The 20,067-nt window shown below is 36.2% G+C and carries 18 protein-coding genes and 1 other annotated feature (1 of these 19 cut by a window edge); of the genes, 17 read left to right on the forward strand and 1 reads right to left on the reverse strand.

All coding sequences use genetic code 11. The features are described 5' to 3' along the window. Nucleotides 1-17 precede the first annotated feature (17 nt). From ligA to OC533_RS14200, 9 genes are all read left to right on the forward strand, one after another. Nucleotides 18-2,033: an NAD-dependent DNA ligase LigA gene (gene ligA / locus OC533_RS14160; RefSeq protein WP_010990996.1), complete on the forward strand. Its 2,016-nt coding sequence runs from the start codon at nt 18-20 to the stop codon at nt 2,031-2,033. Further along, nucleotides 2,030-3,145 (forward strand): CamS family sex pheromone protein, encoded by a 1,116-nt coding sequence (locus OC533_RS14165; protein WP_003762831.1) that lies wholly within the window; start codon nt 2,030-2,032, stop codon nt 3,143-3,145. The genes ligA and OC533_RS14165 overlap by 4 nt, the downstream gene beginning before the upstream one ends. Before the next feature lie 123 nt (nt 3,146-3,268). Beyond that, on the forward strand, nt 3,269-3,562 hold the full coding sequence (gene gatC / locus OC533_RS14170) for an Asp-tRNA(Asn)/Glu-tRNA(Gln) amidotransferase subunit GatC (RefSeq protein WP_194324143.1): 294 nt from the start codon (nt 3,269-3,271) through the stop codon (nt 3,560-3,562). A gap of 23 nt (nt 3,563-3,585) precedes the next feature. Next, nucleotides 3,586-5,037 (forward strand): Asp-tRNA(Asn)/Glu-tRNA(Gln) amidotransferase subunit GatA, encoded by a 1,452-nt coding sequence (gene gatA / locus OC533_RS14175; protein WP_010990995.1) that lies wholly within the window; start codon nt 3,586-3,588, stop codon nt 5,035-5,037. Between the two features lie 11 nt (nt 5,038-5,048). Beyond that, nucleotides 5,049-6,479, forward strand: coding sequence for an Asp-tRNA(Asn)/Glu-tRNA(Gln) amidotransferase subunit GatB (gene gatB / locus OC533_RS14180; RefSeq protein ID WP_003762825.1), 1,431 nt, complete (start codon nt 5,049-5,051; stop codon nt 6,477-6,479). A gap of 141 nt (nt 6,480-6,620) precedes the next feature. Next, nucleotides 6,621-7,553: a diacylglycerol kinase gene (locus tag OC533_RS14185; protein WP_003762823.1), complete on the forward strand. Its 933-nt coding sequence runs from the start codon at nt 6,621-6,623 to the stop codon at nt 7,551-7,553. A 147-nt stretch (nt 7,554-7,700) separates the two neighbouring features. After that, on the forward strand, nt 7,701-8,456 hold the full coding sequence (locus OC533_RS14190; RefSeq protein WP_003769050.1) for a hypothetical protein: 756 nt from the start codon (nt 7,701-7,703) through the stop codon (nt 8,454-8,456). Between the two features lie 23 nt (nt 8,457-8,479). Beyond that, nucleotides 8,480-9,841 (forward strand): 23S rRNA (uracil(1939)-C(5))-methyltransferase RlmD, encoded by a 1,362-nt coding sequence (rlmD, locus tag OC533_RS14195; RefSeq protein ID WP_194324141.1) that lies wholly within the window; start codon nt 8,480-8,482, stop codon nt 9,839-9,841. A gap of 342 nt (nt 9,842-10,183) precedes the next feature. Beyond that, on the forward strand, nt 10,184-10,738 hold the full coding sequence (locus OC533_RS14200; protein WP_160464864.1) for a molybdate metabolism regulator: 555 nt from the start codon (nt 10,184-10,186) through the stop codon (nt 10,736-10,738). Nucleotides 10,739-10,770: 32 nt separating this feature from the next. Here the strand turns inward: OC533_RS14200 and OC533_RS14205 are convergent, their stop codons facing one another. Continuing rightward, nucleotides 10,771-11,292, reverse strand: coding sequence for a shikimate kinase (locus OC533_RS14205; protein ID WP_112120426.1), 522 nt, complete (start codon nt 11,290-11,292; stop codon nt 10,771-10,773). 173 nt (nt 11,293-11,465) lie between these two features. Between OC533_RS14205 and OC533_RS14210 the strand changes: the two genes are divergently transcribed. The 8 genes from OC533_RS14210 to OC533_RS14245 all read left to right on the forward strand — a co-directional run bounded on the left by OC533_RS14210 (nt 11,466) and on the right by OC533_RS14245 (nt 19,827). After that, entirely contained in the window at nt 11,466-11,975 is a 510-nt protein-coding gene (locus tag OC533_RS14210) for a hypothetical protein (RefSeq protein WP_185485098.1), read from the forward strand. A gap of 129 nt (nt 11,976-12,104) precedes the next feature. After that, nucleotides 12,105-12,872 (forward strand): ABC transporter ATP-binding protein, encoded by a 768-nt coding sequence (locus tag OC533_RS14215; RefSeq protein ID WP_160464862.1) that lies wholly within the window; start codon nt 12,105-12,107, stop codon nt 12,870-12,872. Then, nucleotides 12,862-14,841: an ABC transporter permease gene (locus OC533_RS14220; RefSeq protein WP_185590743.1), complete on the forward strand. Its 1,980-nt coding sequence runs from the start codon at nt 12,862-12,864 to the stop codon at nt 14,839-14,841. Before OC533_RS14215 ends, OC533_RS14220 begins: the two co-directional genes overlap by 11 nt. A 61-nt stretch (nt 14,842-14,902) precedes the next feature. Continuing rightward, nucleotides 14,903-15,580, forward strand: a complete 678-nt coding sequence (virR, locus tag OC533_RS14225; protein ID WP_003762805.1) for a two-component system response regulator VirR — start codon at nt 14,903-14,905, stop codon at nt 15,578-15,580. A gap of 71 nt (nt 15,581-15,651) precedes the next feature. Further along, nucleotides 15,652-16,527 (forward strand): SDR family oxidoreductase, encoded by an 876-nt coding sequence (locus OC533_RS14230; RefSeq protein WP_070751870.1) that lies wholly within the window; start codon nt 15,652-15,654, stop codon nt 16,525-16,527. A 20-nt stretch (nt 16,528-16,547) separates the two neighbouring features. Continuing rightward, nucleotides 16,548-17,006 (forward strand): hypothetical protein, encoded by a 459-nt coding sequence (locus OC533_RS14235; protein ID WP_003767354.1) that lies wholly within the window; start codon nt 16,548-16,550, stop codon nt 17,004-17,006. 19 nt (nt 17,007-17,025) lie between these two features. Further along, nucleotides 17,026-18,765, forward strand: coding sequence for an adenine deaminase (ade, locus tag OC533_RS14240; protein ID WP_194324139.1), 1,740 nt, complete (start codon nt 17,026-17,028; stop codon nt 18,763-18,765). A 21-nt stretch (nt 18,766-18,786) separates the two neighbouring features. Next, nucleotides 18,787-19,827 carry a sensor histidine kinase gene (locus OC533_RS14245; RefSeq protein ID WP_070751874.1) on the forward strand — a complete coding sequence of 347 codons (1,041 nt, stop codon included), beginning with the start codon at nt 18,787-18,789 and terminating at the stop codon, nt 19,825-19,827. Nucleotides 19,828-19,929: 102 nt separating this feature from the next. Further along, nucleotides 19,930-20,067, forward strand: a binding site (T-box leader); it runs 103 nt beyond the window's last position.

Here is a 20,067-nt window from a genome sequence, read left to right on the forward strand (position 1 = left end):
AAAAAGCAGGTGAAGAAATGGCTGATAAAAAACGGTATGAAGAACTAATAAACATACTTGATCAATACAGCTATGATTATTATGTAATTGATAATCCAACAGTAGAAGATGCCGAATACGATCAAAAGATGCAAGAACTACTTAAAATAGAAGAAGCGCATCCAGAATGGGTTACACCTGAATCCCCGTCGAAACGAGTAGGCGGAGAAGTTTTAGAAGGTTTTAAAAAAGTAGAACATGACACACCAATGTTAAGCTTGGCCAATGCGTTTAATCGCGATGATTTGGCTGATTTTGACCGCCGTATCCGCGATAAAGTTGGTGATGACATTAGTTATATGTGCGAACTGAAAATTGACGGACTAGCTGTATCACTTCAATACGAAAATGGTAAGTATAAACAAGGTGCTACGCGAGGTGATGGAACAGTTGGTGAAGACATCACTGCTAATTTACGCACGATTCGTTCTATCCCAATGAAACTGAAAAAAGCTTATTCCATTGAAGTCCGCGGTGAAGCTTTTATGCCAAAACGTTCCTTCCAAAAATTAAATGAAATACGCGAAGAAGAAGGCCAGATGTTATTTGCAAATCCGCGAAATGCAGCGGCTGGCTCACTTCGTCAATTAGATACAAAAATTGCTGCATCTAGAAACCTTGATATTTTCCTTTATGCAGTAGCTGATTTTGGTGAAATGGGTGTTGAAACACATAGCGCGGGCTTAGATATGCTTGAAACACTAGGCCTTAAAGTCAATAAAGAGCGTAGACTTTGCAGTAATTTAGAGGAAGTATATGCTTACATTGACGAGTGGACGGAAAAACGAGCTGGTTTAGCTTACGATATTGATGGTATCGTTTTAAAATTAAACAATTTAGAACAACAACGCCAAATGGGGACAACAGTTAAATCACCACGATGGTCAATTGCTTATAAATTTCCTGCAGAAGAAGTACCCACTAAACTGCTTGATATTGAATTAAACGTTGGCAGAACTGGCGTAATAACTCCCACAGCGGTGTTAGAACCAGTAAGAGTTGCAGGAACTACAGTTAGCCGTGCGTCACTTCATAACGAAGACTTAATTACAGAAAAAGATATTCGCATTGGCGATACCGTTTTAATTAAAAAAGCTGGCGATATTATTCCTGAAGTGATTAAGAGCATTACCGAAGAACGTACTGGTAGTGAAAAACCTTTCCATATGCCAAAAAACTGTCCAACATGTGATAGTGAACTTGTTCGCTTAGAAGAAGAAGTAGCACTAAGATGTATTAATCCTAAGTGTCCAGCTCAAATTAAAGAGGGGCTTATCCATTTTGTTTCAAGAAATGCGATGAATATCGATGGCCTTGGAGAAAAAGTTATTATTCAGCTATTTTCAATGCATTTAATTAAAGATGTTGCAGATTTGTTTTTCCTTTCGAAAGAGAAACTGTTAGAATTAGAAAGAATGGGTGAGAAATCAGTAACCAATTTACTGGCATCCATCGAAGCAAGTAAACAAAATTCGCTTGAAAAATTACTTTTTGGCTTGGGAATCCGCCATGTTGGTGCTAAAGCAGCCAAATCGCTTGCAGTTCATTTTGAAACAATGGATAATTTGAAAATAGCAGACAAAGAAACACTGACAAGTATTAATGACATTGGGGAAAAAATGGCAGATAGCATTGTGACTTATTTTGCGAATGAAGAAGTACATGATTTACTGGAAGAACTAAAAAGGGCTGGCGTCAATATGACCTATACAGGGCCAAAACTAGAAAACATGTCCGAAGAGGAGCTTGTTTTTGCAGGGAAAACAGTTGTTTTAACTGGAAAACTGGAAAAATTAACACGAAACGATGCAAAAGCATTAATCGAATCACTCGGCGGAAATGTTTCTGGAAGCGTCAGTAAGAAAACGGATGTTGTTGTAGCTGGCAGTGATGCTGGTTCTAAACTAGCCAAAGCTGAAGAACTAGCAATTCCTATTTGGTCCGAAGAAGACTTAATAGAGTACTTACCAGACGAAGGTGGATTAAACGAATGAAAAAACTCATAATTGCAGCGCTCGGTTTAACGCTTATTCTCTCTGGCTGTGCCCCAAAACTCGACTCAAACGATAAAGTGGTACAAAAAGATGATAAAAAAGCAGAAACGGGCATCATGACAAAAAATCAAATTTCATCCAATTATTACAAAACGGTATTACCGTACAAAGCAAGTAAATCTCGTGGACTTGTAGTATCGAATATTTACTCAAGATACGATATTAACGAGTTAGAATCTGGTTTAATGCGAGTTTCCCAAAATAAATATTCGCCAGACAATTATCTTTTCCAAGAGGGGCAGTATTTGGACAAGGAAACACTAGAAAAATGGTTAGACCGAAAAAGTGAAAAAAATCCTAATGGTTTAAATCCAGAAAGTAATGGCGACGGAAAAGATCGTAAGCCAATTTATTTAGCTCACATTTTAGAACAAGATTATTTAAAACAAACAGATAAAGATACTGTAGCGCTTGGTGGGATTTCAATCGCGCTGGCAATGAATTCAGTTGATTACTATCAAAAAGAACAATACGGCGACACTTTTGAACAAGAAATCAGTGACAGCGATTTACTAGCACAAGGTAAAGAAATGTCTGGTACTGTATTGAACCGAATTCGCCAAACAAAAGGGTTAGAAAATGTTCCAGTTACGATTGCTATTTATAAACAAGGTCCACGTGATGCTGTAGCTCCAGGTAATTTTCTTACTTATGCAACAGCAAACGGTGACAGCTTATCCAGTTGGAAAGATGTGGAAGAAAAAAATTACGTTTTACCTTCCACTGAATCTGCAAAAGATCACAAAACTGACAATGATAATTTCCTGAACTTCAAAAAAGCTATTGAAGATTACTACCCGAACTTTACAGGTGTAGTTGGTCGCGCTAGATATGAAGACGGGCAATTAGCAGAACTTAGTATTGATATTCCATTGCAATTTTATGGGCAAGCGGAAATTATTGGCTTTACACAATATGTAACAGATTTAGTAGGACAACATATTCCTAAAACAGCTGATTTACAAGTCAATATTTCTACATCAGACGGTCCAGCTGCATTAATTACTAGAAAAGCAAATGAAGACGCAGCTACTGCTCACATTTATGATTAATAAAAAACAATGCGAATTGTTCTTTCCTGTTGTATAATTATGCAGGAGAGGACAGTTCTTCCCATTTAGCAAGGCGGGAAGCACTACCGCATAGAAAGTACCACTAAAAAGGAGGATGGCATTTTGTCAAATATATCCAAAGAAACAGTAGAAAAAGTAGCAAATCTTGCCAAACTAGAAGTATCAGAAACAGAAGCAACTGCTTTTGCTGGTCAGCTTGGTAAAATTATTGAGCTAGTGGAGCAATTAAATACACTAGATACAAACAATGTAGAGCCAACAAGCCATGCAATCAATGTATCGAATGTGTTACGTGAAGACATAGCAACGAAAGGCCTTGATCGTAAAGAAGTACTGAAAAATGCGCCGGATCAACAAGACGGCATGTTCAAAGTACCAACAATAATGGAACAATAAACACGCTAAGGAGGGAAAATATTTTGGGCTTATTTGATTTTTCAGTAAAAGAATTACATGATAAATTAGTAAAAAAAGAAATCACACCTTTTGATTTAGTAACAGAATCATTTAACCGTATTGAAGCAGTAGAGGATAAAGTCGGTTCATTTATTACTTTAAACAAAGAAACAGCTCTTGGTGTAGCAGAAGAGCTTGGTGATGCAGGAATTGATCCGAACAATATGCTGGCTGGTCTTCCTATCGGTATTAAAGATAATATCGTAACTAAAAACTTACGTACAACAGCAGCAAGCAAAATTTTAGAAAACTTCGATCCAATTTATGATGCGACGGTAGTTTCTAAATTAAAAAACGCGCAAACGATTAATATCGGAAAATTAAATATGGATGAATTCGCGATGGGTTCTTCTACAGAAACATCTTACTTCCATAAAACACATAACCCATGGGATTTATCAAGAGTTCCTGGTGGCTCTTCAGGTGGTAGCGCATCCGCAGTTGCAGCAGGCGAAGTATTATTCTCGCTTGGTAGTGACACTGGTGGATCGATTCGCCAACCAGCAGCTTTTTGTGGGGTAGTCGGAATGAAACCTACATATGGCCGTGTATCTCGTTTTGGTTTAATTGCCTTTGCGTCTTCTTTAGACCAAATCGGCCCAATTACAAAAAATGTAGAAGATAACGCTTATTTATTAGAAGCGATTTCTGGTTTAGATGCAAATGATTCTACATCGATTAACCAACCAGTAGAACGTTTCTCAGATAGCTTAACAGGTGATATTAAAGGCTTACGCATCGGTGTTCCAAAAGAATACCTTGGTGAAGGCGTGGATCCTGGTGTCAAACAAGCTGTGTTAGATGCACTTAAAACACTCGAAAAACTTGGCGCTACTTGGGATGAAGTTTCTTTACCTCATTCTGAATACGGTGTAGCAAGTTATTACATTTTAGCATCCAGTGAAGCTTCTTCTAACCTTTCTCGTTTTGACGGCGTTCGTTACGGATACCGTTCTCCAAACGCGACTACTTTAGAAGAACTTTATACAAAAACACGTTCTGAAGGCTTTGGTGATGAAGTAAAACGTCGTATTATGCTTGGAACATACGCATTAAGTTCTGGTTATTACGATGCTTACTATAAAAAAGCACAACAAGCACGTACGTTAATTAAACAAGATTTTGTTGACGTGTTTAAAAACTACGATGTCATTATTGGCCCAAGTTCCCCGACAACTGCATTTAAAATTGACGGGATGATTAATGATCCAATTACAATGTATTCCAATGATATTTTAACTGTTCCAATTAACTTAGCAGGCGTACCAGCTATTTCTGTTCCTTGTGGATTTTCAGAAGGATTACCGGTAGGATTACAAATTATCGGTAATTACTTTGAAGAATCTTTACTATACAAAGTAGCACACGCATTTGAACAAGAAACAACATTCCATAAAGAAAAACCAAACTTATAGGAGGCGTAGCAATGAATTTTGAAACAGTTATTGGACTTGAGGTTCACGTAGAGTTAAAAACCAATTCAAAAATATTTTCTTCTGCGCCAGCTCATTTTGGAGCAGAACCAAATACAAATACAACCGTGGTAGACTTAGGAATGCCAGGTGTTTTACCAGTTTTAAATAAACGTGCTGTCGAATATGGTATGAAAGCTGCAATGGCGATTAACTGCGAAATTGCTGAGCATACAAAATTTGACCGTAAAAACTACTTTTATCCTGATAATCCCAAAGCATACCAAATTTCTCAATTCGATAAACCAATTGGCGAGCATGGCTGGATTGAAATCGAAGTTGGGGGCAAAAAGAAAAAAATCGGTATCACTCGTCTTCATTTAGAAGAAGATGCAGGGAAAAACACGCATACATCGCATGGTTATTCTTTAGTGGATATTAACCGTCAAGGAACACCACTTATCGAAATCGTTTCTGAACCAGATATTCGTTCTGCTGAAGAAGCTTATGCGTACTTAGAAAAATTAAAATCTATCATTCAATACACTGGCGTATCCGATGTGAAAATGGAAGAAGGTTCGATGCGCTGTGACGCCAACATTTCTATCCGTCCAATCGGGCAAGAAGAATTTGGCGTAAAAACAGAACTTAAAAACCTAAACTCCTTTAACAACGTGCGTAAAGGTATCGAATACGAAGAAAAACGCCAAGCAGAAGTGCTTAAGTCCGGCGGCATTATCGAACAAGAAACTCGTCGTTTTGAAGAAGCAACGGGCAAAACTTCCTTGATGCGTATCAAAGAAGGTTCGGATGATTATCGTTATTTCCCAGAGCCAGACTTAGTAGATCTATTTATTGATGATGCTTGGAAAGAACGTATTCGTGCTGAAATTCCAGAACTTCCAGATAAACGTCAAATCCGTTATATCAATGATCTTGGTTTACCAGCATACGATGCGATGGTTCTTACGCTTACAAAAGAAATGTCTGATTTCTTTGAAGCAACTCTTGCGGCTGGAGCAGACGCTAAACAAGCATCTAACTGGCTGATGGGTGAAGTTTCTGCTTACTTAAATGCAGAACAAAAAGAACTTCACGACACAGGATTAACACCAGAAAATCTAGCAGGAATGATTAAATTAATCGAAGCTGGAACTATTTCCTCTAAAATCGCCAAAAAAGTTTTCCGTGAATTAGCACAAAATGGTGGCGATGCAGAGCAAGTTGTAAAAGATAAAGGACTTGTTCAAATTTCCGATGAAGGAGCTTTACGTACTATCATTGGAGAAATTTTAGATAACAACGAACAATCTATTATCGATTACAAAAATGGGAAAGATCGTGCAGTCGGTTTCCTTGTAGGCCAAGTTATGAAAGCAACAAAAGGCCAAGCAAACCCACCAATGGTTAATAAAATTTTACTAGAAGAAATGAACAAACGTTAATTTTTAGGCAGTGAGGCATTTCGCTTCACTGCTTTATTTATTAGGAATTTATAGCGAAATTTGCTATAATGTTACTATCATGTGTCAAAACGCGCTTTTCTTTTGAACAACGCTGTTTGAGTGAAGGAGAGGACGAACATAATGCAAAAACACGCTCGAGTTATTTATAATCCCACATCTGGAAGAGAGATTATCAAGAAAAATCTCGCAGATGTCCTTTCGATATTAGAGCAAGCAGGTTATGTAACATCTGCACATGCCACAACTGCAGAGCCAGGTGACGCCAAGCACGCAGCAGAAGAAGCTGTAAGAGATCGATATGATTTAGTCGTTGCAGCGGGCGGAGATGGTACCATTAATGAAGTTATTAATGGGATTGCAGAACAACCTTATCGACCAAAAGTAGGGATTATTCCAACCGGGACAACCAACGATTTTGCAAGAGCCTTACATGTTCCTAGAGACGTGATAAAAGCAACGAAGATTATAGCAGCTGGTCAAAGTGTAGCAATGGATATAGGTAAAGCAAATGATACTTATTTTATTAATATTGGTGGTGGGGGTAGGCTTACAGAGCTCACGTATGATGTCCCAAGCAGATTAAAAACAATGCTTGGACAATTAGCTTATTACTTAAAAGGAATTGAAATGCTCCCTTCCTTAAAAGCTACCAAAGTAAAAGTAGAATATGATCAAGGTGTCTTTGAAGGGGAAGTAATGTTTTTTCTTTTAGGTTTAACCAATTCTATTGGAGGCTTTGAAAAAATTGCTCCTGATGCCAAGTTAGATGATGGTAAGTTTTCGCTCATCATCGTCAAAAAAGTGAATTTAGCAGAATTTATTCGCTTAGTTACTTTGGCGCTTAGAGGAGATCATATTAAAGAACCAAACGTTATTTATGTAAAATCAGAAAAAGTAAGTGTACACTCTGAAGACAAGATGCTTATTAACCTTGACGGAGAACTTGGCGGCGAAACCCCGATGGAATTCCGCAACTTAAAACAGCATATCGAATTTTTTGCGAGTGTAGATGATATTCCAGCAACCGATTTATTTATAAAAGAAAATAGCTAAAAACTGCCCAGCTTGGTAGTTTTTTTCTTTAGCCTAAATGTCCTAACTGCAACATAGTAAAAAGGATGTAATTATTGTTAGATATTTGTCTTATTTGCGCAAAACAAGTATAATAGGTATCTTGACAAGAAATGAGGTGAATGCGATATGACGAGTGGATATGTATTAAAAAAATTCATTATGGTAATTGTTATCCTTATCATTGCTATCGCAGCGGCTATATTTTTCTTTTGGCAAGTTGATGCCGAAGAACAAGCGCCGACAGTCAGTAAATCAGAATTAATTGAAAGTAATAAAGTGTGGATAAACGACCAAATGCAAATTCCCTTAGAGGATAATGTATTTCTATCTATCCCATCTCCAAGTACTGAAGCAACAATCGCTAAAAACGGCGATTTAATCATAGCAACAACTAATCCAGAAATTTTAAATAAATTAGCAGCTTCTAATAGTCGTTATGACGGAATGAAGGCATATCGTCTTCGCATTGAAGCGAAAAAAGTTTCGGAATATATTACTAATACAAAATATCGTTATCCAACAACGACCGTCCAAAAAAAGTTTGCTAATTACGAAATTAAAAGCGGCGAACGAACAATCGAAACAGGTCAAAAAGCTATAAAAGCAGAATCAACTAAAAAAAGCGATATTAAATTAACACTTGAAACGACTTATTCAAGTAAGGATGCAGAAGTTGCTGCGGCTATTTTTAGCAATAAAATTCCCGATGAAATAACTATAAATGACAATACAAAAAATTTAAGTACTCAAAAAAACGTAACGATTTATCCAAAATCATTTGTTTATGATTTTACTTTACAAAAAAATACGATGCTTATATTTAAAGACCAAAAAGAAGCAACTATCACAGAACCAATCGGCATCGAATACATTATTAAGTAAAGCAAAGAGAGGGGCAAGGGACTTTGGAAGCATCCCTTTTAAAAAAGAACCAATCCGTAGAACTAACTATTGAAGATTTAACACATGACGGCAGTGGTGTAGGTAAGATTGATGGCTATCCGCTTTTCATTCCAAATGCATTACCAGGAGAAAAGATAACTGCAAAAATTACTAAATTAAATAAAAATTACGGCTTTGCGCGGATGGAAAATATTGAAGTTGTTAGTGCTGAACGTGTTGAACCACCTTGTGCCGTTTATTCAAAATGTGGTGGCTGTAGTTTACAACATTTGAGCTACGATGGACAACTAGCTTTTAAACGAAACCAAGTAGAAGAAACAATGAAACGCATTGGTAAGTTAAATGTAGAAGTACCAGACACGCTTGGTATGGAAAACCCGTGGCGCTATCGTAATAAATCACAAGTTCCAGTTGGCTTTGTGAACGGAAAATTAACAGCCGGTTTTTATCAAAAAAGAAGCCATGATATTATTGATATGTCGACATGTCTAATTCACAATGAAAAAGGGGATGTTGCCGTTCAAAAAACAAGAGAAATCTTGGCAAAATATGGGACAGAACCTTACGATGAAAAAACAGGTAAAGGTGATATTCGCCATATTATGACTAGGTTTGCGCACACTACCGGTCAATTAATGATTGTCCTTGTAACAACGAAAGAGCGCCTTCCTTTCAAAGCGGAAATTATTCAAGACTTAACGAATCAACTAGAAGTAACGTCCATCGTTCAAAATATTAACCCACAAAAAACAAATGTGATTTTCGGTGATCGTACGAAAACACTTTGGGGAAGTGATATTATTGAAGATACGATTCATGGTATTAGATTTGCAATTTCGGCACGTTCTTTTTATCAAGTAAATCCTTTGCAAACAGAGGTTTTATATCAACAAGCTATTGATTCCGCCGAGTTAACGGAAGAAGAAACAGTAATTGATGCATATTGCGGGATTGGCTCGATCTCACTTTGTCTTGCGAAAAAAGCCAAACATGTTTACGGTGTTGAAATTGTTGACCAAGCTATTCAAGATGCCCGTGCAAACGCTGAATTAAACAACCTAACGAATACAACCTTTGAAACAGGTAAAGCTGAAGAAGTTATTCCACAGTGGTATAAGAACGGGATTGTAGCGGATGTTTTAGTAGTAGACCCACCGAGAAAAGGTTGTGATGAAACACTACTTGAAACAATTCTTGCAATGAAACCAAAGAAAGTAGTATATGTTTCTTGTAATCCAGGGACGCTTGCTCGAGATATGAAGATATTAACAGAAGGCGGTTATGAAGCGAAGAAAGTGCAACCAGTAGATATGTTTCCGATGACGACACATATTGAAGCTGTGACCGTTTTAACCTTAAAATAAACATACAAAAACCGCCAAAATGGGATAAATGGCGGTTTTTGCTTTTCGAGTGTGTGTGGTTGACTAAGTCAAATTAACAGACGTGATTTACGAAAATCAAGTCCAATTATTATTTAACCACGAAATAAAAATATGGTCAAAGGTGTTATTTTTAACTTTCCAAATATTAGAATAGATAAATTTTACTGTTTTATCACTAAAAAGTTAAATAAAACACGAATTAAGGGCTGAGGGCACAAGAAATTGTCGCTAAATTGTCATAATATTTTTTTGCTTTCCATAACCGTGCGAATTTGGTAAGATGTATGTAACAGATTTCACATGAATGGAGGAACTTATAAAATGGCTATTACAATGTATATTGACCGCCCAGATGCTGCTCTTGACTTAGAGACAACCCATCCCCATTTTAAAGAACATTTTAAAGCAAGTTACTATTTAGACAAAAATGATGCTTATAGTCCTTTTGGATATGCCGATGGAATGGAGGTACTTCATCGTTTAGAAGAATATTTTAGTGATAAAAGTGACCAAGGACTTAATTTAGCAGCTTTTCCGAAATACATGATGGAAACAGTCAAACATTCCACTTATATACCAGCCAAAGACGACGGGGTAGACCGTTTACAACAACTTTTAGCGGAATATGGTAGCGCTCTTAGAGAGTCGGACCGGATAACTGTATCGGCTGCGTTAGCGCAAATTAAGATAACTGGCTATGTATTGCCCGCTCTTCGTGATGCCGCACTCGAAGCACTCCATCGCGAAATAGAATTAAATAAAATCGAAAATATCGACGCAGGTTACGCAGATAGTATGTTTTATGATTTATTAACATTTACAAAAGATTATACTTCTGTTTTACCCGATATGTGGTGTCGACACTGCACGGAATAAAAAAAGAGCGCTAATATTATTAGCGCTCTTTTTTACTTATCTAGCATGGTTAAAATGGCTTTAGCGACTTCGTGTTGATTACGGTTGTCCGTATTGACAATGAAGTCTGCGGAATCTTGATAATGGGCAATTCTCGGTTCGAAAATTGCTCGGATTTCTTCAGGTGTCTTTTGTTGAACTAGCGGGCGTGTTGTATCACCTTTTAAGCGGTTCATAAATACTTCCGGATCGGTTTCTAAATAAATAACTGGATATGTATTTTTTAAGACTTTTCTATTTTCAGGATTTAGAACAATGCCACCGCCTGTTGCAATAACGGCTTTGGTATTAGCTAGTTCTTTTAATTTTTCGTGTTCTAGTCGGCGGAATTCTTGTTCACCATACTTTGCAAAAATTTCAGATACACTCATTCCTTGTTCGCGAATAATTACTTCGTCAATATCAATATAAGGCAAATCAGCTAATTTCGCGAGTATATTGCCGACTGTTGTTTTTCCAGCTCCCATGAAGCCAATTAAGATAACTTGATCGATGATGTTCTCCTCCTTTATTATTTCTTATATTTTACTACTTAAAAGCATTAAAGAAATTATATCACAAATGCTAGAAACGTCAACTGTAAATAATCCATTTTGGTAGTAGTTTTTAAACGATAGAATGCTTTCTTTCCATTGTAGTATATTTCTAGTACAATAGAAATAAGAGAGAAGTAAACTGGAGGAAGAAAATGATAGAAAATGAGCTAAATCAAGCGAATAAAATAGAAAAAATCGAATTTGGCGTAAACCGACGCCTTATTTTTTCAAGTTGTTTACTTTGGATTGCTGCCGGATTATTGTTATATGTAATTTTTAGTCATATAAAAGGCGTTACAGGTACAGAAGAAGTGATTTTACTTGTGTTTATTGGTCTTTGTGTTTTACGGCCATTACTGCGTTTAATCAATATCGCACCCACTGTAGAGTTAACAGAACGTGGGCTTGCTTATCGTGGCGATTTTAAGCCGTGGAATGAAATTAAAGGGACAGAACTAATTAAGCCAGCAGTAATTCTTTTTTCTCAGGGAAGATTAAAGATTATGACATCGATTAACGGACGGGAAGAAGTTGCTTGGGATATTGTTGCGGCAGATGTGTCTGTTAGTTTAGAAGAATTAAGTGCAATTATCCAGTCCATGCAAGAAACGTATACAGATGATAATACAGTTGGGGAAGAAATATTCATTGAAAAGAAATAATAACAAGAATCATTTTTCTGTTTTCTTAAAATAGGGAGATGATTTTTTGATAAATACATCTATAGACCATGGTATCTTGCTTCATTATAGGGTAAAATAAGCAAATAATCGTGTAACGGGAGGAAAACAATGGATACAGTGCTAAAGGCGCTTAAAGTCAGAAAAGTATATGGTTCAAAAGGAAATTTGTTTTCTGCGTTAGGAAGTATTAGTTTAGAAATACAAAGAGGCTCATTTGTAGGTATTATGGGTCCATCAGGTGCAGGGAAATCTACATTACTTAATGTTTTATCTTCTATAGATAAGCCAACTTCTGGAGAAATAGAAATTGGCGGAAAACAGCTGTCTAAAATGAAAGGGAAAGATTTAGCAGTGTTTCGTAGAGATCAACTAGGATTTATTTTTCAAGATTATAATTTATTAGATACAATGACAGTTAAAGATAATATTGTGCTACCTCTGGCCTTAGCTCGAGTAAAGCAAGCAGAAATTGATGAACGTTTTGAAATTATTGCACGTCAGTTTGGCATTTATGATTTACGGAATAAATACCCGACAGATATTTCAGGTGGGCAAAAACAAAGAACGGCGGTTTGTCGCGCAATGATTACCGAACCAACATTAATCTTTGCTGATGAACCAACTGGAGCTCTTGATTCTAAAGCGGCAACTAACTTGTTAGAAGGTCTCTCTCAAGCTAAAAGTGTTCGAGATTCTACCATTTTGATGGTAACTCATGATGCTTTTGCGGCGAGTTACTGCGAACGGATTATGTTCATTAAAGACGGCGAAATTTTTACAGAAATATACCGCGGAACAAGTTCAAGAAAACAATTTTTCCAAAAGGTGTTAGATGTGTTGGCGCTTCTTGGAGGTGGCGAAAATAATGTTATTTAAAATCGCGCTGACCAATATGCGAAAGAATTTTAATCAATATATCGTCTATTTTGTTTCGCTTATTGTGTGTGTATTAGTATTTTTTACTTTCGTCTCACTTTCTTATAATCCGCTCATAGACAAGGTGTTTAAACGATGGGAATTATTTGGTCCAGCAATGTTTTCATCGGCAAGTTTAATGTTGATATTATTTATTTTCTTTTTCATATTTTATTCTAATAGCTTCTTTCTTAAAAGAAGAAAACGAGAAATCGGACTTTATTCATTACTTGGTTTACGTAAGTCGCAAATAGTTTTAGTTTTATTTTATGAAAATGCTTTGTTATACATGCTTGCGACCTTATTTGGTATTTTAATTGGCATATTTTCTTCAAAGTTTTTCGCGATGATTTTGTTTTGGATTGTTGGACTCGCGATTGATGCTGAATTTATTATTTCATTTAAAGCAGTTCTTGATACTGGGCTTGTCTTTTTTTGTATCATGCTGTTCACTTCTTTTTATGCCGTTTATATTGTATTAAGATATAATTTAAGCCAATTGTTTAAAAATGATCAAAAAGAAGAGAAATTGGCTAAGGGTTCTATTTTTCTTATGTTAATTGGACTTGCTCTTATTATTTTTGGTTATTATTTGGCAACAAGTAATATTGAAGTATCACCAATTTGGCTAACATATGATTTTTTTGATGTAATTTTAGTTATTTTATGTTCTGTTATTTTAGGGACATGGCTTATGGTGAGGTTTGGCACGCCGTATGTGATTCGGAAGTTATATAGTAATAAACGTTTCTTTTATAACGGAACAAACATGATTGGTGTTACCTCCCTTCGCTTTAGGTTAAAGAAAAATGCAGGAACGATTGCGATGATTGCAGTATTAAGCGCGACGACATTAACGATTATTGGATCGATGAGTAGTTTTTATGTTCGAACAATTAATGACATTTCAGCAGAAAACCCTTCTAGTTACCAAGTGCTTGATATTTCGGCTAAAGATGAACGAGAAATTATTCAAACGATACAAAATGACCAAGATCACAAATTAAAAAGTTTGATGCAAGCGGAAATGGTTAGTGCTACGCTAGAATATAAAGATATTCCCAAATATAAAACGCGGATGGATAACATGATTCATACGGTCGTAGCAGAATCCGAATATAACCGCATTGGCGCCAAACAGCAAAGTGATTTTGAGAAGCCGAAAAAGCTTTCTTATGGAGACGCCATCTTACTTGGAAAAAATACGTATTATGCAAGACAAGAGATTCAAGATAAGTGGCTATCAAGAAAAATGGTAGTCCAGTCGAATGAGTCTTTAGCGAAAAAAATGCCACCAATAAAAGTAGTTGATTTTCGAGAGAATTCGATTTTCAATACGGGTATTTCTTATGAGACGCTCGTTGTATCAGATGAATATTATGATGATTTGGAAAGGCTATTCGCACCAGAAATAGTGGCAATGTTTGATATTACGAATCCCAATCACAGTGAAGAATTAGATAAGAAAGTACAGACTATCGTGGACGGGGAACCTTCTCTTTTTTCTGAAAATGTTTCGTCCTATTATACGAATTATCACTTGATTTCCACGCTAGTAGGTTCGCTATTATTTATTGGGATTTTCATCGGTATTGTATTTTTCTTAGCAACAGGAAGCATTATTTATTTTAAACTTGTAACAGATGCTGTTTCTGAGAAGTCTAAGTTTGATATATTATTTAAATTAGGTGTTACCGAAAAAGAAGTACGAAGGATTATTTCCAAACAAGTTTGGCCAATTTTTGCCATTCCGTTGTTTTTTGGAATTGCCCATTCAATGGCTGCATTATGGGGAATTTCGATTAATTTAATGGATAATATCAAATATCCTGTTTTAATTGGAACAGGTATTTACATTATTTGTTATGCTGCTTATTACTTTTTATGTATTAATTCTTTTATTAAAATCGTTATGGCAGATAAAAAGTAATTGGCTTTTGTGTTTAATTCAGCTAAAATGAAAAGAGAGTTCTGCCGAGGAGGTACAAGAAATGGTTAAGGTATATATCGTAGAAGATGATGAGGTAATTCGTGATACTATTAGAAAACATTTAAGTAAATGGGGATTTGAAATAGGGGTTGTTGATGATTTCAATAATATTTTGCAAGAGTTTTTATCATTTGAGCCCCAATTGGTTATTTTAGATGTGAATCTTCCATTTTTTGATGGGTTCTACTGGTGTAATCAAATTCGCGAAGTTTCGAATGTACCTATTATTTTCTTATCATCACGTAACTCGCGAATGGATCAAATCATGGGAATGAACATGGGAGCAGATTATTATATTGAAAAGCCAGTAGATTTGGATGTTTTAATGGCTCGGATCAATGCACTTTTAAGACGGACATATTCGTATGCGGATTTAGAAGAAGCGAACGTAATGGAACATAATAATGTATTTTTACACATTGATACTAATACACTTACCCATTTAGAAGATAAAATTGAATTAACGAAAAACGAATTTTTGATTTTATATGAATTAATGAAACAAAAAGGTAGTATTGTAAGTCGTGACGAAATTATGCGTGCACTTTGGGAAGATGAAAGTTTTGTCGATGATAATACACTTACAGTCAACGTTGTACGAATTCGTAAAAAACTAGCAGAAATCGGCTTAGATGAATTTATTAAGACGAAAAAAGGCCAAGGTTATATGATTGAATGAAGTAAGAAAACAGGAAGATAGCGCCAAAAAACGCGAACTTCCTGTTTTTCGTAAATTAAGGAGGAGTCAAAATGAAAATTTTAGTATTTGGTGGTACGCGTTTTTTTGGAAAGAAATTAGTAGAACGACTTGTTTCCGCTGGGCATGATGTCACAATTGGCACTAGAGGAAAAACAAAAGATGATTTTGGCGATTCTGTAAAACATGTTGTACTAGACCGCGAATCTAGAGACGCCTTATTCCAATTAGCAAAAGAAGAATGGGACGTTATTTATGATAATATTTGTTTCTCACCGCGAGAAGCTCTTTATGCAGTAGATGCATTTAAAGGCAAAGTAAAACGATACATATATACATCTTCTCTGTCCGTTTATAGTCAAAAAGGTCGCGCGTTGGTGGAAGATGATTTTAATCCAAAACATTATGAAATTGTTATTGGTGACAAAGATGATTTTGATTACGGGGAAGGAAAACGCCTTGCTGAAGCTGTGTTTTTTCAAAAAGCCTCTTTTCCAGTGGTAGCAGTTCGTTTTCCGATTGTCCTTGGACTCGATGATTATACGAAACGTCTACATTTTCATTTGGAGCATATTAAAAACCATGAAGAAATTGGTATTAGTAATGCGCAGGCGGAAATAAGTTTTATTACTTCAGATGAAGCAGCTCATTTTTTAGAATGGGTAGGGGTGGAATCTGACCTTACTGGACCAATTAATGCTAGCTCTAACGGTACATATTCGTTAAATGCTTTTATCAAAATGCTTGAAGCGAAAACAGGTGAAGTGGCACTCGTTGAAGAAGTAACAGATGATGTGGATGATTCGCCGTTTAGCATCAATAAAACTTATTACATGGATAATGCAAAAGCAACAGAAGCTGGCTTTACTTTTGAAGATATAAAAGTCTGGTTGCCGGCGCTTGTGACGGATATTTTAAAAGAAAATTAATTTGGAGGCAAAAATATATTATGTTAAATTTTGAAGAGAAAAAAGCGCTAATAGAATCAATCGATGGTTTTGAACTGCATGAAATTTCTATGGGGCGCGTGAACGTACATTATCCAGCGAGTAAAAGGGATAAAAAAATCATCGTCAAACATCTTCATCCTAATGGTAACGCGTTTGTTTATGCGCCGTTTTTAGAAGTAGAACCGCTAGATAAGCAAGGTTACGTCAATGTAAAAGACTACTCTCAAAATGAAATTCGCGTGTTGTTACTTGAAGCGAAAGAGTTTATGGATAAAGATGAAGATGGGTTTAAAGAAGGTTTTACAAAAATATACAAAGATAATGAGGGCGAAAAGCTTTCTTTAGTCTATGAAAATAAAATGTGGGTTATTTACACAGGAGAAAATCTAGAAGCGGTTTTCCCAACTTTAGAAGCTGCAGAAGGTTATTTACTTGATGAAGGTTTTTTTGAAGCATAATTAACGGAGGCGAAAATCGGTGGAGAATTTAAAGCAACTGCAAGAACGGGTCGCAGTAAGTGATGGCCGTGCAAAAGCAGATTTAGTTATAAAAAATGGACGAATAGTAAATGTATTTTCAGGTGAAATTATGGAAGGCGATATTGCGATTAAAAATGGTTATATTGCTGGAATTGGTCATTTTCCGGATGCAGATCAAATAATTGATGCCGCTGGAGAATTTATCTCACCGGGCTTTATTGATGCGCACGTACATGTTGAAAGCGCGATGGTAACCCCCTCTGAGTTTGCCCGGGTGCTACTTCCAAATGGCGTAACTACAATCATTACAGATCCACATGAAATCGCCAATGTTGCCGGAGAAAAAGGTATTGAATTTATGCTTGAAGATGCAAAAGGCGCTCCGCTTGATATGTTCGTCATGCTACCATCATCCGTACCAGCAACAGAAGGTGAACATAACGGCGAAACACTTCATGCAAAACATCTTCATCCACTTTATAAACACGAAAAAGTAATCGGTCTCGCAGAAGTAATGGACTTCCCATCCGTTGCAAAAGGTAGCGCAGATATTTTAACAAAAATTATTGATGCAAAACAAGAAGGTGGCAGAATTGATGGCCACGGGGCGGGTTTAACTAGCGCGGATTTAAATAATTATCTTGCTGTTGGAATTCGAACTGATCATGAGAGTACGAGTGCCAAAGAAGCACTTGATCGCTTACGTGCGGGAATGTTTGTTATGTTGCGCGAAGGTACAGTCGGTCGTGATTTAAAGCAAACTATTTCAGCAGTAACGGAGAAAAATAGCCATCGTTTTTGTTTTTGTACGGACGATAAACTAATTAATGATTTAATCACAGAAGGCTCGATTAATTATAATATCCGACTCGCAATTGAAAACGGTATTGAGCCAATCACAGCCATCCAAATGGCGACAATTAATGCAGCTAATTGCCATAACTTGCCTTACCTCGGTGCAGTTGCAGCAGGCTATCAAGCGGATATTGTTTTTCTAAAAGACTTAAAAACAATTGAAATTAGCAAAGTTTTAAAAAATGGACAAGTTGTCGTTGAAAACGGAACTCGTAAAGAAGCAGCCTTTAAAAAGAAAAACAAAGCGAAGTTCATTTCTCCAAAAATTAATCATCATTTAAGCATCAAAGATTTAGAACTTCCATTAACAAATGAAACTTGCTATGTCATTGGAATGCAACAAAATAACCTTTTTACAGAAAAACTAATAGAACAAGTTACAATTAAAAATGGTAAATTTGTTCCGTCAATCGAAAAAGACTTGCTAAAAATGGCTGTTGTGGAACGTCATCATAATACTGGATGCGTCGGTGTTGGAATTGTTAAAGGTTTCGGCTTAACAGAAGGTGCGATTGCTACGACCGTCGCGCATGATTCCCATAATATTGTCGCAGTTGGTGTGAGCGATGAGGCCATGGAAAAAGCAATCAACCATGTGACAAAAACAGGTGGAGGCATTGCAGTAGTAGATGCAGCAGGTAATGTATTGCATGATTTAGCGCTCCAAGTGGCGGGACTTCTTAGTGATAAACCATATGAAGAAGTAGAAAATGATTTGGGAGGCCTTTTAAAAGCATTTAATCAGATTAGTAAAGCTAAGGGGTTTGACCCATTTTTGACATTGTCGTTTCTGACTTTACCAGTAATTCCTGAATTAAAATTAACAGATCAAGGATTGTTTGATTTTGCGACATTCCAAATTATTCCAAATGAAGTAAATTAACTCGAATGAGGGAGGTGCGATATGAACTGGTGGAGCTATATAAAAGATAAACGATTTTTCTTATTGTTCTTTTGCAGTATTATGTTTTTCGTCGGGGTATTAATTTCAATTGATCCTAACAGTAAATTAACTCTCGGGAATTTCATTTACTTATATGTCTTTGTTTTTGTCTTCCTGCTTTCTTACTTAGTGTTAGGCTACTTCTTTAAATACAATTATTGGCGTGAAATGGAAGACCTAGTAAGTGGCGAAATTGAAGAAAATATCATTGAATTATTACCAAAACCGCGAACACGCGAGCAAGCTTTTTTTAATCAGCTAATGGCAAAAAAACATAAAGAAGAATTACGAACCATTAGTAAACTTCAAGACAAGCAGCAAGAATATCACGATTTCATTTTATACTGGGTACATGAAGTGAAAACTCCTGTTGTAGCAAGCAAAATGTTAATTAATAATCCAGATTTAAATGATACCAAAACCATTTTTAAACAGATTGATGAAGAATTAGAGACAATTGATAAATTAGTAATGCAAGCACTCTATTTTTCAAGGCTTGATACGTTTTCTAAAGATTATTTCATCCAAGAACAAAATCTTGGTGCTGTTATGCGCGAATCAGTTAAGCGTCACTCCAAGCTTTTCATTGGTAAAAAGATGAAACTTGATTTACAAAATGTAGATATTGATGTGCGAACTGATAGTAAATGGCTGGGCTTTATTATCGATCAAGTGTTATCTAACGCATTAAAATATACTGCTGATGGTGGCGATATTCAAATTTGGTGCGATACAGAAGTAACCGGAAAAAAAGTGCTTCACATTAAAGACAACGGTCGAGGTATTAAAGAAGAAGATTTACCTCGCGTCTTTGAACAAGGGTTTACCGGCACAATCGGTCGCCAAGAAAAGAAAGCAACTGGAATGGGGCTATATCTCGCTAAGCAAATGGCGAAGAAATTAGGTCATGAAATTTGTATCGAGTCTAAAAGTGAAGTAGGGACAGAAGTACGCATTTACTTCGAACAAAAAGACGACTACTTACTAATAGCGAAAGATTAATAAAAAGACAAGCAAACGACTAACTGTTTGCTTGTCTTTTTTTGTTCAATTAAAAACGGTTGACTCTATCGCTTTATCGTGGTAGAGTATTAGCAAGAAGAAGTAAAAGCGATGAACAGAACAAGTAGAGCGTCATTCTTTTTAAGAGAGTCCTTGGTTGGTGCGAAAGGATAAAGATAGCGTTATCGAACACATCTCGGAGCTGGTTTACTGAAGCATAAGTGAGTAGGTGAACTCGGG

It is taken from the genome of Listeria sp. Marseille-Q6474 (assembly GCF_946902005.1).
Classification (GTDB): domain Bacteria; phylum Bacillota; class Bacilli; order Lactobacillales; family Listeriaceae; genus Listeria; species Listeria innocua.